This window comes from Komagataeibacter sp. FNDCR2, from assembly GCF_021295395.1.
Classification (GTDB): Bacteria; Pseudomonadota; Alphaproteobacteria; order Acetobacterales; family Acetobacteraceae; genus Komagataeibacter.
On record NZ_JAIWOU010000001.1, the window covers coordinates 1,239,922 to 1,255,215 of the forward strand.

The window sequence follows — 15,294 nt, forward strand, 5'->3', positions numbered from 1 at the left end:
ACGCATCCAGATGGGCCGATTTATTTAACTTCGACAGAAGCACCGTTGTCTTCAAGGGTCTTCTTGATCTTTTCGGCTTCATCCTTGCTGGCGCCTTCCTTGATGGTCTTGGGCGCACCCTCGACCAGGTCCTTGGCTTCCTTCAGGCCCAGACCCGTGATCGCGCGGATTTCCTTGATCACGTTGATCTTCTTGTCGCCCGCCTTGGTCAGGACGACGTCGAATTCGGTCTTCTCTTCGGCCGGAGCAGCGGCAGCCGCACCCGGAGCAGCAGCAACGGCAACCGGAGCGGCGGCGGAAACGCCCCACTTCTCTTCCAGCAGCTTGGACAGTTCAGCAGCTTCCAGAACGGTCAGAGCGGACAGGTCTTCGACAATCTTGTTCAGATCGGCCATAATTCAGTCTTCCTAATTTATACACTGGTTGGCACAGCACAATCCCGTTTTTTCGGGAAAATGCCATTTTGTTGATGACCCGGCGGGCCGGGCCATGGGGTCTCAGGCGGCTTCGCCCGTCTTGGCATAGGCACCAAAAACCCGTGCAAGCTGTCCGGCCGGCGCCTGGAGCACGCCCGCGACGCGCGTTGCCGGCGTGGAGATCATCCCCACCAGCTTCGCCCGCAGGGCATCCAGCGACGGCAGTTCCGCAAGGGCCTTGACGCTATCGACATCGAGCGTCTGGGCACCAAGCGATCCACCGAGCAGAACAAGCTTGTCATTGGTTTTGGCGAACTCGACCAGCACCTTCGCCACGGCCACGGGTTCATCCGCCCACGACAACGCGGTCGGCCCCTTCAGCAGCGGCTTGATGCCTTCGAACTGGGTCCCTGCCAGGGCGAGAGAGGCCAGCCGGTTCTTCGCGACCTTGTGTGTAGCTCCAGCCGCACGCACGCGACGCCGAAGATCTGTCACATCGGCCACGCTCAGCCCGTCGTTACGGGTGACAATGACCATGGACGTCTCAGCGAACACGGCTGCGAGGGAGGCAACAAACTCCCGCTTCTCCGTACGGTCCAAATCCCGTCTCCATCATCATCCACCGGCATGAACCGGCGGATAGGGTTTACCCTTGGGGCGCCACGGCAGGCCGATGGCATCCCGGTTCGCCTGTCCTTTCAAACGGAACAACCAGTGTGGGCTTTCGCCCCGATCCGGCAATCCCCGTCTCCCGGTTGCAGCCCGCACGGGCAATCAAGGCTTTCGCCACATCCGGTCATGGACAGGTTCGGAAGATGGAAGGCGAGCCTCCCATCCCCTGTCCCCCACCCCTTGCGGGGCGAGGTCATTCTTCAGCCGATGTCAGCCCGCCGTGAAGGCGGACACATCAACCGTAACACCCGGCCCCATGGTGGAGGACAGGGCGATCTTCTTCACATACGTGCCCTTCGCACCCGTCGGGCGGGCCTTCTGGACGGCGTCCACGAACGCACGGATGTTCTCGGCCAGCTTGGATCCGTCAAACGAAGCCTTGCCAACGCCCGCATGCACGATACCGGCCTTCTCGGCGCGGTACTCGACCTGGCCGGACTTGGCGGCGGAAACCGCGCCCTTCACGTCCATGGTCACGGTGCCCAGCTTGGGGTTGGGCATGAGGCCACGCGGGCCGAGGATCTTGCCCAGACGACCGACCAGCGCCATCATGTCCGGCGTCGCGATGCAGCGGTCGAACGCGATTTCGCCAGCCTGCACCTTTTCGGCCAGGTCTTCGGCACCGACCACATCGGCACCGGCGGCCTTCGCTTCCTCGGCCTTGGGGCCACGGGCGAACACGCCAACGCGCAGGGTCTTGCCCGTGCCGTTGGGCAGGGACAGCAGGCCACGGACCATCTGGTCGGCATGACGCGGGTCGATGCCCAGGTTCATGGAGATCTCGACCGTCTCGTCGAACTTCGCCTTGGCGTTGTTCTTGACCAGGGTGATGGCCTCATCAAGGCCGTACTGCTTGCTGGTATCGACAGCGGCGCGGGCTGCGGTCAGACGCTTGTTCTTTGCCATTGTAATCAGCCCTCCACCACGTCGAGGCCCATGGAGCGGGCGGAACCCGCCAGCATGCGCACGGCACCGTCGATATCGTTGGCGTTCATGTCTTTCTGCTTCTGTTCCGCGATCTCGCGCAGCTGCGACAGCGTGACCTTGCCGACGGACGCGGCCTTGCCCACGGTGGAGCTACCCTTGGAGACCTTGGCCGCCTTCATCAGGAAGTATGTGTTCGGCGGGGTCTTGGTAATGAAGCTGAAGGTACGGTCGGCATACGCGGTGATGACGACGGGAATCGGCATACCGGGTTCGAGACCCTGTGTCTTTGCGTTGAACTCCTTGCAGAACTGCATGATGTTCAGGCCGCGCTGACCCAGTGCCGGACCAACCGGCGGGGACGGATTCGCCTTGCCGGCGGGGATTTGCAGCTTGATGTAGCCAACGATTTTTTTGGCCATATCCGGGGCTCCTGACTGTTTCACCCGGACCGCGGTTCTGGTGGCCGGCCCACGCCCCGGTGGGGCGCGGCGCGCGACCTCCCGCGTTCCGATAAGAGGCGCGCACCTACCGCTGTTTAGGGGTGCCTGTCAAGTCCCCGTCATGAAATCCCTTGCCCGACAGGTCACGGGATTCGGGTCCGTTATCCACGCTGACGCTCTTGACCGGCGTCGGCATGGACAGATGGGTGTACTGTAGCGGCGAGAACGGGCGGATCTGTTTGTTGTTCGGCAGTTGCGCCGTGGTCCAGCCCCCGCCGAGCGAGCGGATAAGCTCCACCTGCGCCTGCATGTAGCGGGTTTCCACCTGCACCTCGGCAATGCGGGCCTGAAGGGCGGCCACCTGCGCCACCACCACATCGAGGTAATTGGTCAGGCCGCCGGTATAGAGCTGCATGGTCATGTTCTGCGTGCGCATGGAGGCCTGCACCGCCTCGGCCTGCTGGCCTGCCTCCACGTCAAGGCCGCGCGTCATGCTCAGCCCGTCCTCCACGTCCTTGAAGGCATCGAGCACGGTGGCGCGGTACTGATCTTCCGACTGGCGGTACTGTGACCAGTTGCGTTGCAGTTCCGCGCGCCGCAACCCGCCCTGGAACAGGGGCAGGACCGCCTGCGCGGCATAATTGTACATGCCATTCGCGATTTTATCGAGCGTGAAGCCGTTATCCATGAAACCGGCTGTCGCGCTGAAGGTTACATGCGGATAGAAGGCCGCGCGTGAGACGCCGATGGCCCGGTTGGCCGCCGCCATGTGCCGCTCCGCGCTGGCGATGTCCGGGCGGCGTTCGAGCAGGGTGGAGGGAATGCCCACCGGAATCCTGACCTTGGGGAAGCTGATCTGTGACCGGGGCGTGATATGGAAGTCAGCCGGGGATACATTGACCAGAATGGCGATGGCATGCTCCATCACCGCGCGCCGGGCCTGAAGGTCGGTATCCGCCGCCTGGGTGGAGAAAAGCTGGGTCTGCGCGCGCGAGACGTCGATTCCCGCCGCGATCGCGCCTGCCTGCCGCATTTTCGTGATCTGCACCGCCGTCTCGTAATAATGGATCGAGTCGAGATAGACGGCATGCTGCGCGTCCATGCCGCGCAGTTGCATGTAGTCATTGGCCAGTTCGGACTGGATGCTCAGCCGCGCGGTCGCGAAATCAGCCGCCGCCGCCTGCGCCATGCGCTGCTGCACGCGCCTGCGGTTGCGGATGGAGGACCAGAAATCCGGTTCCCAGCGCGCGGTGGCGCTGTACTGCTCGGACGACATGTAGGTCGGCCCCTGCGACCCCGCGCCACGCCACAGCCGGTGCTGGGACGCCTGGTTCTGCGATGCCGATGACCCGCCGGTGATCTGCGGGTAGAGGTTGGACTGCGCCTCCGCCGCGATGTCGCGCGCCTGGGTGAAGGTTTCCGCATCCGCCTGCAGGTTGGGGTTCAGGCGGCTGGCGCGCTCTTCAAGTTCATCGAGGGTGGGATCATTGAACACGGCCCACCAGTCCCCCCTTGGCGCGGCGTCGCTGGGGTTGCCGTACTGCATGAGGCCATCGCCCTTCCAGTCATCGGACAGCAGGTAATGCTGGTGGCGATATCTGGGGGCAAGGTCCACGCACCCGCCAAGGCTGCCGGCCAGAACGGCGCAGCCAGCAAGCGAAACCATGCGACGGGACAAAGGGAGCAAGAACCGGCTACGCGGTGCTGCATTCATTGACGCACCCCCGCGTCATTCGCATTACTGTCTCCCGCTGGCATGGCCCGCACGTCGTCTCCCTTCTCGACACCGGGGGAGGCCGTGGCCCCGGCGTCGTTATATCCCGGCGTGGCCCCGACCAGATAGACCTTCTGGCCTTCCAGCAGCCCCGCTGACGGGTTGTTCACAATCCGGTCCTTCGGCCCGATCCCGGCCAGAATCTGCACCTTCGTACCCAGGTTGGTGCCCACCGTCACATTACGCAGGCGGATGCGGTTGTCCTCGTCCACCACAGCCACCTGCATGCCCTGCGCGCGGAACACCAGCGCGCCTTCGGGAACTATCAGGATATCCGGGTCTCCGGGTGCGACAAAATGTATATTGGCATAGGAATCCGGCCACAGCTCATGCTTGTCGTTATCCACCACCAGTTCGGTGGTCACGGTGCGGGTGCCCGCGTTGAACGCCCGCGCGGTGGCCAGGAACTTGGCCTGGAATATCCTGCCCGGATACTGCGGCACCGACACATCACCCGTCAGCTTGGGGCTGATGATGTCCGCGTAATCCTGCGGGATGGACACGAAGATACGCATGCGATGCACGTCGGCCACGCTGAACAGCTCGGTCGCCGTCCCGCGCGAAGACACATCCCCCCCGCCCGCGTTCACGTAATCGCCCACATCGGCCAGACGGGACGTGACCACCCCGTCGAATGGCGCGACAAGCTGCTTGAACCCGATCAGGGCGGCGTAGCGCGAGACCTCATGCCGCGCGGCCTCGACTTCCGCTTCCCTGACCTCGGCATCGGCGACCTGCACGTCCACTTCCTGCTGCGACACGGCCTGCGTGCCCTGCAACGCGCGCCAGCGCCGGGCCGTGATCTGGGCCAGGCGGTAGCGGGCCATGGCGACATCGAAATTCGCCTTCGACGCCGCGTACTGCGCATCCAGCCCCGGCGTGTCGATGGTGGCGAGGATTTCACCCGCCTTCACCTTGGCCCCGATATCCTTGTACCACATCTGCACATAACCGGAGACCTGCGCGTAAATGGGCGCCTGGTACCATGCGGAGATATTGCCCGGCAGGTCCAGCGTGCGGGTCTTCGGCCCCCTTTCGGGCATGATGACCTGCACACGGGGTATGGCCGCGTCCTGCGCCGCCGCCTTCAGGTGGGCAACATGGACCCGGCGCTCCACGATCCCGCCCACCACCACAGCGGCCAGTACAATCCCGCCAACAGCGACGTACAGCCGCCCACGCCCGGAGCGGCGCGGCGTCTGGTTTTCCCCTGAGGCGGTCATGCATGCTCTCCTTCACGGATGGCGGTCTTCTTGGATTTTCGGGAATGGATCAGCGCGAACACGCAGGGCACGAACAAAAGCGTGGCGCAGGTCGCCACCAGCAGCCCCCCCATGACGGCCCGGCCCAGCGGCGCGTTCTGCGAATTGCTCAGGGACATGGGCAGCATGCCGATGATCATGGCCGAGGCCGTCATCAGCACCGGGCGGATACGTTCGTAGCCCGCCTCCATCGCGGCGCGGACGGCGTCGCCATGCACATCCATCCGCTCACGCGCGAAGGAGACGACCAGGATCGAGTTGGCCGTCGCCGTGCCCATGCACATGATCGCCCCCGTCAGGGCCGGCACCGACAGGGCGGTATGCGTCAGGAACAGGCTCCATGCGATCCCGGCCAGCGCGCCGGGCAGCGCGGTGATGATGATGAAGGGGTCCATCCATGACTGAAAGTTGACCACGATGATGAGGTACACGAGCAGGATCGACATGGCGAGACCGCCGATAAGCTGCGCATAGGCCCCGTTCATGGTCGCGGCCTGCCCCTGCACCGCCAGGCTGGAACCCGCGGGCAGTTCCTTGCTGGCCGCATTGACCACGCGGTTGACCTCACGCGAGACCGCGCCGAGATCAAGCCCCTCGTTCGAGGCATAGATGTTGAATACCGGCATGATGTTGTAATGCGAGACCTCGCCCGGCGTGCCGGTCTGCACGATCTGGCTCAGCCCGCCCAGAATCTGGGGCGGCCGGTCGCCGGGGTTGCCATCCCCCTTGTCGATGGGAATGGTCTCCAGGTCGTTCATGGTCTGGAGGAACTGGAGCGGGGTCTGGATATCCACCAGATGCGAAACCCCCGTCTTGGGGTCCAGCCAGTAGGTGGGCGCCACCTGCCCGCTGCCCGACAGCACGGCCAGCGCGTTGTTCGCCACATCCGCTTCGGTCAGGCCGGTGCCCAGCGCGTAGGTACGCCGGGCGTTGACGCGCAGCGTGGGCGTGTTCAGCGGTTCCTGCACCGACACATCCGCGATGCCGGTCACGTGGCGCAGCTTTTCCGCCAGTTTCTGGGCAAAGTCGAAATTGGCGTACAGGTTGCGGCCCGAGACCTGTATGTCGAGCGGCGCGGGCAGGCCGAAATTCAGGATCTTCGCCGTCAGGTCGGCGGGCATGAAGGTGATTTCGGTGCCGGGGAACTTCTGGGCCAGACCCTTGCGCAGGATGCCACGGAACTCGGCCACCGGGGCTTCGTCATTCTTCAGCGTGACTGTCAGGTCGCAATCCTGCGCGCCGACGGTCGGCGTGGGAATGAAGGCCTGATTGAGCGGGCTGAACGGCAGGCCGCAGTTATTGACGATCCCCTCGACCTGGTTGGGCAGCAGGCGCTCGATCTCGTCATTCACCAGCATGGCGATCTTGCCTGCCTCGGCGATCTTGGTGCCCATGGGCGCGCGCATGTGGATGGCCAGCGCGTTGGAATTGATCTCGGGAAAGAAGTCCTGCCCGGCAAAGACCAGCAGCCCGAGCGAGCAGAACGCCGCCAGCGCGAAAACCGGCACGAAATGCCTGCGGATGGACAGCAGGTGCTCAAGCAGGGCGCGGTAGCGATTGCGGAACGTGACGAACCTGCTCTCGAATCCCTGCTGGAAGCGACCGAAGATGTTGCGCGGGGCGTGATGGCCGCCCTCCGCCTTTTCGCGGGCATGGGCCGCCACCTGGGCCGCGAGCATGTATTTCGCCATGGTGGGCACCAGCGTGCGCGACAGGATGAACGACGCGATCATGGCGAAGATGATGGCCTCGGCCATCGGCATGAACAGCCAGCCCGCGACGCCGGTCAACTGGAACAGCGGCATCCACACGATACAGATGCACAGCGTGGAGACGAAGGTGGGAATGACGATCTGGTTGGCGGCGTCGATGATGGCCGTTTCCAGATCCTTCTCCATTTCCAGATGCGCGTCGATATTCTCGATCATGACGGTCGCGTCATCGACCAGGATACCCACCGCCAGCGCCAGCCCGCCCAGCGTCATGACGTTGATGGTCTGCCCCGCCGCCCCCAGCCCGATGACCGAGCACAGCATGGCCAGCGGGATGGAGGTGGCGATGATGACGGTCGATCGCCATGACCCCAGGAACAGCAGCACCACCAGGCTGGTCAGCAGGGCGGCGGTGCCCATTTCCTGCACCACGTCGCGCACCGCCTCCTTCACGAAGGTCGAGGCGTCGCCCAGCACGGTGATGTCGACCCCCGGCGGCAGCGTCCTGACAATGGAGGGCAGCAGCCCCTTGATCCCGCTGACCACCGACAGCGTGGAGGCGTCGCCGCTTTTCATGATGACGATCAGGACCGCCTGATGCCCCTTGACCAGCACCATGTTGGTCTGTGGTGGCCCGCCGGCATGCACCCATGCCACATCGCGCAGATAGACGACGGAATTGCCTTCCTGCTTGATGGGCATGTTGTTGAACGTGTCGATCTCATCGGGCGAGGCATTGGTCTGGACCATCCAGTCGAACGCGCCGATCTGCTGGTCGCCCGCGGGCAGCACGATGTTCTGCTTGCCCAGCGCATTGCCGATATCGGTGGCCGAAAGCCCATGGGCCAGCAGCTTGCTCTGGTCCAGGTCCACCATGATATTGCCCGGCTGCCCCCCGTACGGATTGGGAATGGCCGCCCCCGCGACCGACACCAGCGCCGGACGGATCAGGTTGGAGGACATGTCGTAAATCTGTGACGCCGTCATGGAATCGGACGAGACCTGCAAGGTCAGCACCGGCACGGAGGAGGCGTTGTACGTCAGCACCAGCGGCGGCGTCATGCCCGCGGGCATCTGCTTGATGACGGTCTGGGAGACGGAGGTGATCTGGGTCTGCGCCACGGCGGTGTCGGTGCCGGGCTGGAAGAACACCTTGACGATGCCACGCCCGTAATAGGACTGGCTCTCGATATGTTCGATGTTGTTCACCGTGGCGGTGAGCGCGCGTTCGTAATAATAGACCACGCGGCCGGACATGTCCTCGGGCATGAGGCCGGTATAGGTCCAGCAGATCGCGACCACGGGGATGTTGATGCTGGGGAACACGTCCGTCGGCGTGCGCAGCAGGCCCCGCACACCGAACACGACAATCAGGATTGAAAGGACAACGAAAGTATAGGGCCGCTTGAGCGCGGTAACGACAATACCGTTCATGCGCGACCCGTCATCCTCCGCTGGAGCGGCCTACCCCTCGTCGCGGGCCGCGCGCCGCATGCCGGCCGCGCCCGGAACAGGTGGTCTTCTCGCATCTCTATCTCCCCGTCTGTCCTTTTGGTGTTAATGGCGGTGCAACGGGTGGCAAATGAAATTTCAATTTAGTTTCCCGGCGTCACCACGCTGCCCGGCGGGAAAACGATGCTCATGGTAGCCCCCGGCAGCGTGTCATGCACACGCGACTGCGTGATCTCGAGACGCGCGTGGTGCAGCGCCAGAATGGCCGACACCAGGCTCAGCCCCAGCCCGCTGCCGGGGATGTGGCGGCTCTTGTCCGAACGGTAGAAGCGCCCCGTCACCGCCTTGCGCTCCCCGGCGGGAATGCCGATGCCGGTATCGGCTATGCGGAGTATGGCGCACCCTTCGTTCATGCAGGTATGGATCTCCACCCGTCCGCGCTCGGGCGTGAACTTGATGGCGTTGTCCACGATATTGGCCAGCACCTCGATCAGCAGGTCACGGTCACCCTGCACGTGTATCGGCTCCCCACCCGTCTCATGGGAAAGGACTATACCCTTGGTCTCGGCTATGGGCTCATACAGATCGATGATATCCGCCACCAGCGCGGCGAGATCGACCACGCCAAACCCCGCCCGGCGCCGCCCGTTCTCGATCTCGCCTATGCGCAGCAGCGCGGTGATGATGGCGAATGACTGGTCAAGGTCGTCGATGGTGTGGGACATGACGTTGCGCAGCGCCTGGGCCGAATGGTCCGCGTTCAGCGCGCGGTCAAGGCGCGCGCGCACACGCGCCAGCGGCGTGCGCAGGTCGTGGGCGATGTCGTTGCCCACGTCACGTATTTCATCGAGCAACTGCTCCAGCCGTCCAGCATGCGGTTGACGCTGCCCGCCAGCCGCTGGAGGTCGTCGTTCTGCCTGCCCGCGGGCAGGCGTTCGTGCAGGTCGCCCTCCATGATGCGGTCGATCGCCTCATGCATGTCCTTGACGCGCGACAGGGCCCGGTGGCTCAGGACGATGCCGGTCATGAGCGCGAACAGGACGGTCGGCACGATCGAGACCAGCATGGAATGGCGCATCATGAGCCGCAGTTCGGTGCGCATGTGCCGGCTGCGCCCCAGCACCAGGTAACGCTCCCCCTGCACGGGTACGGCGACCATGCGCAGCGCGGTGGATGAACCGCCCTCCATCGCTTCGGGTTCGATGACATGGACATGCCCGTCCGCCACCAGCCCGGTGGGCCAGCTATGCAGGTCGCCCACGATATAGTGCTGGGCGGCGTCGAACAGGGTGGTGACGTTGAGCAGGATGCGCAGGTCATCAGTCGCGCGGTCGCGCACCTGCTGTTCAAGTTCCTGCGGGGTTTCATGTTGCAGGATGCTGGCCTCGCGCAGCAGCAGCATGTCCGAACGCCGGGCCTCGAACACATTGGCCTGGCTGTAGCCGAAAAAGAACTGCAACGCCGCCGATCCGATCATGGCCGCCACCACCGCCAGCGTCAGGCGGAAGGTGGCGGTGCGGAACAGCTCGTTACGAAACACGCAGCATGAACCCCGCGCCCCGGATGCTCTGGATCAGGGCGGGCCTGCCGCTTTCATCTATCTTGCGGCGCAGCTTGCCGATATGCACGTCCACAAGGTTGGTCTGGGGAATGAAGCGGTAATTCCACACATCCTCCAGCAGCATGTTGCGCGTCAGCACCTGGTTGGGGCGGCGCATGAGATATTCCAGCAGGCGGAATTCCCGTGGCAGCAGCTCGATCGGCACGCCCTCGCGCATGACCGTGCGCTCGATCAGGTCCATTTCCAGCGGTCCCGCGCGCAGCATGGTCTGGCGTGAATTGTCCGGGCGGCGCAGCAGGGCCTCGAGCCGGGCGGCCAGTTCCTCCATGGCGAAGGGCTTGGTCAGGTAGTCGTCGCCGCCCGCCTTCAGCCCGCTGACCCGGTCATCCACCGCCGACAGGGCGGACAGCACCAGCACCGGCACATGGACCTTGCGCTCGCGCAGGGTCTCGATCAGCGTCAGGCCATCGAGTTCGGGCAGCATGCGGTCCACGATCATGACATCGAAATGCATGCTCAGCCCCATCGACAGGCCCGCCGCCCCGGATGCTTCGTGCTGGACATGAAAGCCGCGGCTTTCCAGTTCCTCGATCACTTCCTGCGCGATCTTGCTGTCATCCTCGACCAGCAGGATGCGCGGCGCGGCCACGGGCCGGGGCGTGGGCGACGGCACGGGTTCAGGGGGGGTGATTTCGGATGGCGCGTTCATGGTCCCTTCACTTATGCCGCGCGGGCCGGAAGCGGGCCAATTAAAATCGTTTTCAGCCATGCCCGGCCTCCCGTGGCCCGTCATCTCCCCACTGGGGCATCATGTCCGTCTGGCGTGGTGGCGTGGTTCCACCATCCGGCGCGGGGGTGTCGGCGCGGGTGTCCACATCCAGTTCGCGCAGCCTGCGGGTGACGGCGCCGGTGCGCCTGCGCGCCTCGTCAATCGAGGAGGACATGGCGGACGCATTGCGGGCCAGCTTCTCCAGCACGCCGTCCATGCGCAGCATTTCCTGCCGCGTGGCCCCGAGCAGGCGGGCGATGTCATCGGTGCGCTTTTCCAGCGCGAGCGTCACGTAGCCCAGGTGGATCGTCCGCAGCATGGCGGGCATCAGCCCCGGCCCCATCACGATGACGCGATAGGCGCGGCCGATCTCATCCAGCAGGCCGGGAATCCGCGCCACCTCCGCGTACAGCCCGTCGGTGGGCAGATAGAGCACCGCGAACTCCACCGTCACGGGCGGGACGATGTATTTGGTCGCGATCTTGCGCGCCTCGATCCGCAGCGTGGTTTCCAGCGCACGGCGGGCCGCACGCTCGGCATCGGGGTTGCAGTCCTCCACCGCCTGCAAAAGCCGCTCATACGCTTCGGTCGGGAATTTGGAATCAATGGCCAGCACGGGGGCCACGGTGGCGCGCACCGGCATGCGGACCGCGAATTCCACCACTTCGCGGCTGTCATCGCGCAGGCGGCGGTTGGTTTCGTACGCGCCCTGGGGCAGCACGTCATCAAGGATGGTGCGCAACTGGGACTCCCCCCAGCCACCCCGGGTCTTCACGTTGGCGAACAGGCGCTTGAGATCGCCGATCTGCGCGGTCATGGCCGAGACCTCGCCCATTGCCTTCTGCATCGCCCCGATCTGCTCCAGCACACGCTGGAAGGAGGTCTGCATCTGCTTTTCCACCGCCTGGTGCAGGCGCTCGTTCACGGCGGCGCGCAGCTCATCGCCCTGCCGCCTGCCCTCCTCCGCCATTTCGCGCAGGGATTCAGCCTGGGTCACGCGCATTTCGGACAGGTCGCGGCCCATCATGCGGGCGATGCGGTTGAAGGTTTCCGTCATTTCCTGATGGCGCTGGTCCAGCCGGGTGGAAAGCGCGCGTTCCATCTCCGCCATGCGGGCGCGCTGCACGTCGTTTTCCGCCACGCGGGCGGCGGTCTCGCGCTCCATCATGATACACAGCCGCGCCAGCGCATCCCCATCCGCCTGCAGGCCCGCCAGTTGCGTGACACGGCGCAGCACGACCAGGGAAATCAGGCACGACACACCCGCGCACAGCATTGCGATCCAGACGACGGCAGATGCGGGCATATCGGACATGGCAGGATGTTTCCCATAAGAAAGAACAAATCAGGTCCGTGCCCTGTCATACCGACAATGTAAAGCCTTCATGTTTTTTTGGAATATATGGCAACCGTGATATGCACCGAGCGGACTACGCCGCATCCGACCCGATTGTGAGGTTCGCGCGGCGTCAAAACCGATTATCACGCAGGCGACACCCCACCCATGCCCCTGCCGCGTCCCGTCCATGGCGCGTGCAAACGAACCGTTCTTGAGGACCATCCACATGCCACAGGAAACACAGACCCGCCCGCAGGGCCAGCGCGCGCGTGGCGGTTCCCTGTTTCGCAGCCTGTACGCGCAGGTTGTCATCGCGGTGGTGGCGGGGATCGCGCTGGGGCATTTCTGCCCCCATACGGCGGTGGCGCTCAAGCCGCTGGGGGATGCGTTCATCCGGCTGGTCAAGATGGTGATCCCGCCGGTCATATTCCTGACGGTGGTGACCGGCGTGGCCAGCCTGTCCGACCTGGGGCAGGCGGGCAGGCTTGCGGCCAGGGCCATGGCGTATTTCCTTACCTTTTCGTCACTGGCGCTGGTGGTGGGCATGGTCATGGCCAACATCGTGCAGCCCGGCGCGCATATCCACGCCAGCCCCGCGACGCTGGACGCGCACGCGGTCGCCGCCTACACGGCAAAGGCGCAGGCGCATTCCTTCGGTGATTTCCTGCTCAACATCATTCCCGATACGATCGTGAGCGCCTTCGTCTCGGGTGACATCCTGCAGGTGCTGCTGGTGGCCATCCTGTTCAGCATCAGCCTCTCACGCATGGGCGCGCGCGGGCAGGCGATCCTGACGCTGCTGCGGCAGTTGACGCAGCTTGTATTCGGGGTGGTGCGGCTGGTCATGTATGCCGCCCCCATCGGCGCGCTGGGGGCCATGGCGTTCACCATCGGGCGGTTCGGCATCGGCTCCGTCGTGCATCTCGCCTTTCTTGTCGCCACGTTCTACGCCACGTCCGCGCTGTTCGTGCTGGTCATTCTGGGGGGTGTCGCGCGGTGGAACGGCTTTCGCATCCTGCCGCTGCTGGCCTACCTGCGTGAGGAACTGCTGATCGTCCTGGGCACCAGTTCGTCCGAATCAGCCCTGCCCAGCCTCATGACCCGTATGGAAAACGCGGGCTGCGCGCCCTCGGTCGTCGGGCTTGTGGTGCCGATGGGCTATTCCTTCAACCTGGATGGCACGAACATCTACATGTCGCTCTCGGCGCTGTTCATCGCGCAGGCGACGGATGTCCATCTGGGGCTGGGCCAGCAGCTCAGCCTGCTGCTGGTGGCCATGATCAGTTCCAAGGGGGCCGCGGGCGTGACCGGCGCGGGCTTTGTCACGCTGGCGGCGACGCTGGCGGTCGTGCCCGACGTGCCGGTGGCGGGCATGGCGCTGATCCTTGGCATCGACCGTTTCATGTCCGAATGCCGTTCGCTGACCAACATCATCGGCAACGCGGTGGCCACCGTCGTCCTGGCCCGCTGGGAAGGCGCGCTGGATACGGAACGCCTGGCCGCGGCCCTGTCCGGCCGCATCAGCGATACGCAAGCCCAGACACCCGTCATCACCAGTCTCGACACGCCCGCGCGCTCCCGCCCGGCGGGTTAGGCCGCCCTTTTCCTTTTCCGATCTCCCCTTGCGTCCATAGGTTTCCCATCATGCCTGTTTTCCAGCCGCAGATCGGCGCATTGACCACCGCCCAGAGAATACGAAGCATTATTGCGGGTTCAGCCGGAAATCTGATCGAATATTACGACTGGTACGTCTATGCCGCATTTTCCATGTATTTTGCCCATGCCTTCTTTCCCCCGGGCAACGCCACGACGGAGCTGCTGCGCAGCGCGGCGGTGTTCGCCATCGGCTTCCTCATGCGCCCGGTGGGCGGGTGGCTCATGGGTCTCATGGCGGACCGCCACGGCAGGCGGGCGGCGCTGAGCCTGTCGATCATGGCCATGTGCACGGGGTCGCTGGCCATCGCCCTGTGCCCGACCTATGAACGCATTGGCGTAGTCGCCCCCAGCGTGCTGCTGCTGGCGCGGCTGTTGCAAGGGCTGAGCCTGGGTGGCGAATACGGAGCCAGCGCCACCTACCTTTCGGAAATCGCACCCCCGGCGCAGCGCGGGTTCTATGCCAGTTTCCAGTACGTGACACTGGTGATGGGGCAGTTGCTGGCCCTCGTGGTGCTGCTGGTGTTGCAGTTCGTCATGCTCAGTTCGGCGCAGCTTGGGGCATGGGGCTGGCGGATCCCCTTTGGCATCGGGGCGTTGCTGGCGCTGTCGATCCTGTGGTTCCGCCGTGGCATGGCGGAAAGCGAGCAGTTCAGCACCGCCGCGCGCGACCGTACGGCCCATGGCGGGCTGCGCGTGCTGCTGCACCACCCGCGTGAGGTACTGGGCGTGTGCGGCCTGACGCTGGGGGGGACGGTCGCGTTCTATACCTTCACGATCTACATGCAGAAATACCTGGTCAACACCGTGGGGCTGAGCCGGGAGCAGTCCACCCTCATCTCCACCGCGTCGCTTGTGGTCTTCGCGCTGATCCAGCCTGCCTTTGGCGCGCTGTCCGACCGGGTGGGGCGGTGGCGGCTGCTGCTGTCCTTCGGTATTCTGGGCTGCCTGTTTACCGTACCGCTCATGCGGGCCATATCCACCGTGCAGTCACCGCTGGCCGCCTTCGTGCTGGTCACGGTCGCGCTGGTCGGCATTTCGGGCTACACATCCATCAATGCGGTCGTGAAGGCCGAACTGTTCCCCACCCGCGTACGCGCGCTGGGTGTCGCGCTGCCCTATGCGCTGACGGTTTCCATATTCGGCGGAACGGCGGAATATGTGGCGCTATGGTTCAAGCAGATCGGGCATGAGGACCTGTTCTACTGGTACGTGACGGGCTGCATCGCCTGCTCGCTGCTGACCGTGCTGTTCATCCTGCCGGGGCATGACCGTATCACGCAGGACAATAGCGCGCCCCGGCCATGACATTCCCGG

11 protein-coding genes and 1 pseudogene are annotated in these 15,294 nt (G+C 64.6%); 2 read left to right on the plus strand and 10 right to left on the minus strand.

What is annotated here, in order from left to right:
* Positions 1-20 precede the first annotated feature (20 nt).
* From rplL to LDL28_RS05955, 10 genes and pseudogenes are all read right to left on the minus strand, one after another.
* Complete coding sequence (rplL, locus tag LDL28_RS05910; protein ID WP_233057635.1) at positions 21-395, minus strand: 50S ribosomal protein L7/L12; 375 nt, start codon at positions 393-395, stop codon at positions 21-23.
* A gap of 102 nt (positions 396-497) precedes the next feature.
* The gene (gene rplJ, locus LDL28_RS05915) at positions 498-1,016 is read right to left on the minus strand and encodes a 50S ribosomal protein L10 (RefSeq protein WP_233057637.1); all 519 of its coding nucleotides are present in this window, start codon (positions 1,014-1,016) and stop codon (positions 498-500) included.
* Positions 1,017-1,298: 282 nt separating this feature from the next.
* On the minus strand, positions 1,299-1,994 hold the full coding sequence (gene rplA / locus LDL28_RS05920; RefSeq protein WP_233057638.1) for a 50S ribosomal protein L1: 696 nt from the start codon (positions 1,992-1,994) through the stop codon (positions 1,299-1,301).
* Between the two features lie 5 nt (positions 1,995-1,999).
* On the minus strand, positions 2,000-2,434 hold the full coding sequence (gene rplK, locus LDL28_RS05925) for a 50S ribosomal protein L11 (protein ID WP_233057640.1): 435 nt from the start codon (positions 2,432-2,434) through the stop codon (positions 2,000-2,002).
* Positions 2,435-2,540: 106 nt separating this feature from the next.
* Positions 2,541-4,169 carry an efflux transporter outer membrane subunit gene (locus LDL28_RS05930; protein ID WP_370636248.1) on the minus strand — a complete coding sequence of 543 codons (1,629 nt, stop codon included), beginning with the start codon at positions 4,167-4,169 and terminating at the stop codon, positions 2,541-2,543.
* Entirely contained in the window at positions 4,166-5,452 is a 1,287-nt protein-coding gene (locus LDL28_RS05935) for an efflux RND transporter periplasmic adaptor subunit (protein WP_233057642.1), read from the minus strand. The genes LDL28_RS05930 and LDL28_RS05935 overlap by 4 nt, the downstream gene beginning before the upstream one ends.
* Positions 5,449-8,637 carry an efflux RND transporter permease subunit gene (locus LDL28_RS05940; RefSeq protein WP_233057643.1) on the minus strand — a complete coding sequence of 1,063 codons (3,189 nt, stop codon included), beginning with the start codon at positions 8,635-8,637 and terminating at the stop codon, positions 5,449-5,451. The genes LDL28_RS05935 and LDL28_RS05940 overlap by 4 nt, the downstream gene beginning before the upstream one ends.
* Positions 8,638-8,798: 161 nt before the next feature.
* A pseudogene (locus LDL28_RS05945) lies at positions 8,799-10,195 on the minus strand (sensor histidine kinase).
* On the minus strand, positions 10,185-10,925 hold the full coding sequence (locus LDL28_RS05950; protein ID WP_233057645.1) for a response regulator transcription factor: 741 nt from the start codon (positions 10,923-10,925) through the stop codon (positions 10,185-10,187). Before LDL28_RS05950 ends, LDL28_RS05945 begins: the two are co-directional and overlap by 11 nt.
* A 52-nt stretch (positions 10,926-10,977) precedes the next feature.
* Positions 10,978-12,300, minus strand: coding sequence for a DNA recombination protein RmuC (locus LDL28_RS05955; protein WP_233057647.1), 1,323 nt, complete (start codon positions 12,298-12,300; stop codon positions 10,978-10,980).
* 250 nt (positions 12,301-12,550) lie between these two features.
* Here LDL28_RS05955 and dctA point away from each other — a divergent pair, with 250 nt between their 5' ends.
* On the plus strand, positions 12,551-13,918 hold the full coding sequence (gene dctA, locus LDL28_RS05960; RefSeq protein WP_233057648.1) for a C4-dicarboxylate transporter DctA: 1,368 nt from the start codon (positions 12,551-12,553) through the stop codon (positions 13,916-13,918).
* 50 nt (positions 13,919-13,968) lie between these two features.
* Positions 13,969-15,285 carry an MFS transporter gene (locus LDL28_RS05965; RefSeq protein ID WP_233057650.1) on the plus strand — a complete coding sequence of 439 codons (1,317 nt, stop codon included), beginning with the start codon at positions 13,969-13,971 and terminating at the stop codon, positions 15,283-15,285.
* Positions 15,286-15,294: the final 9 nt, after the last annotated feature.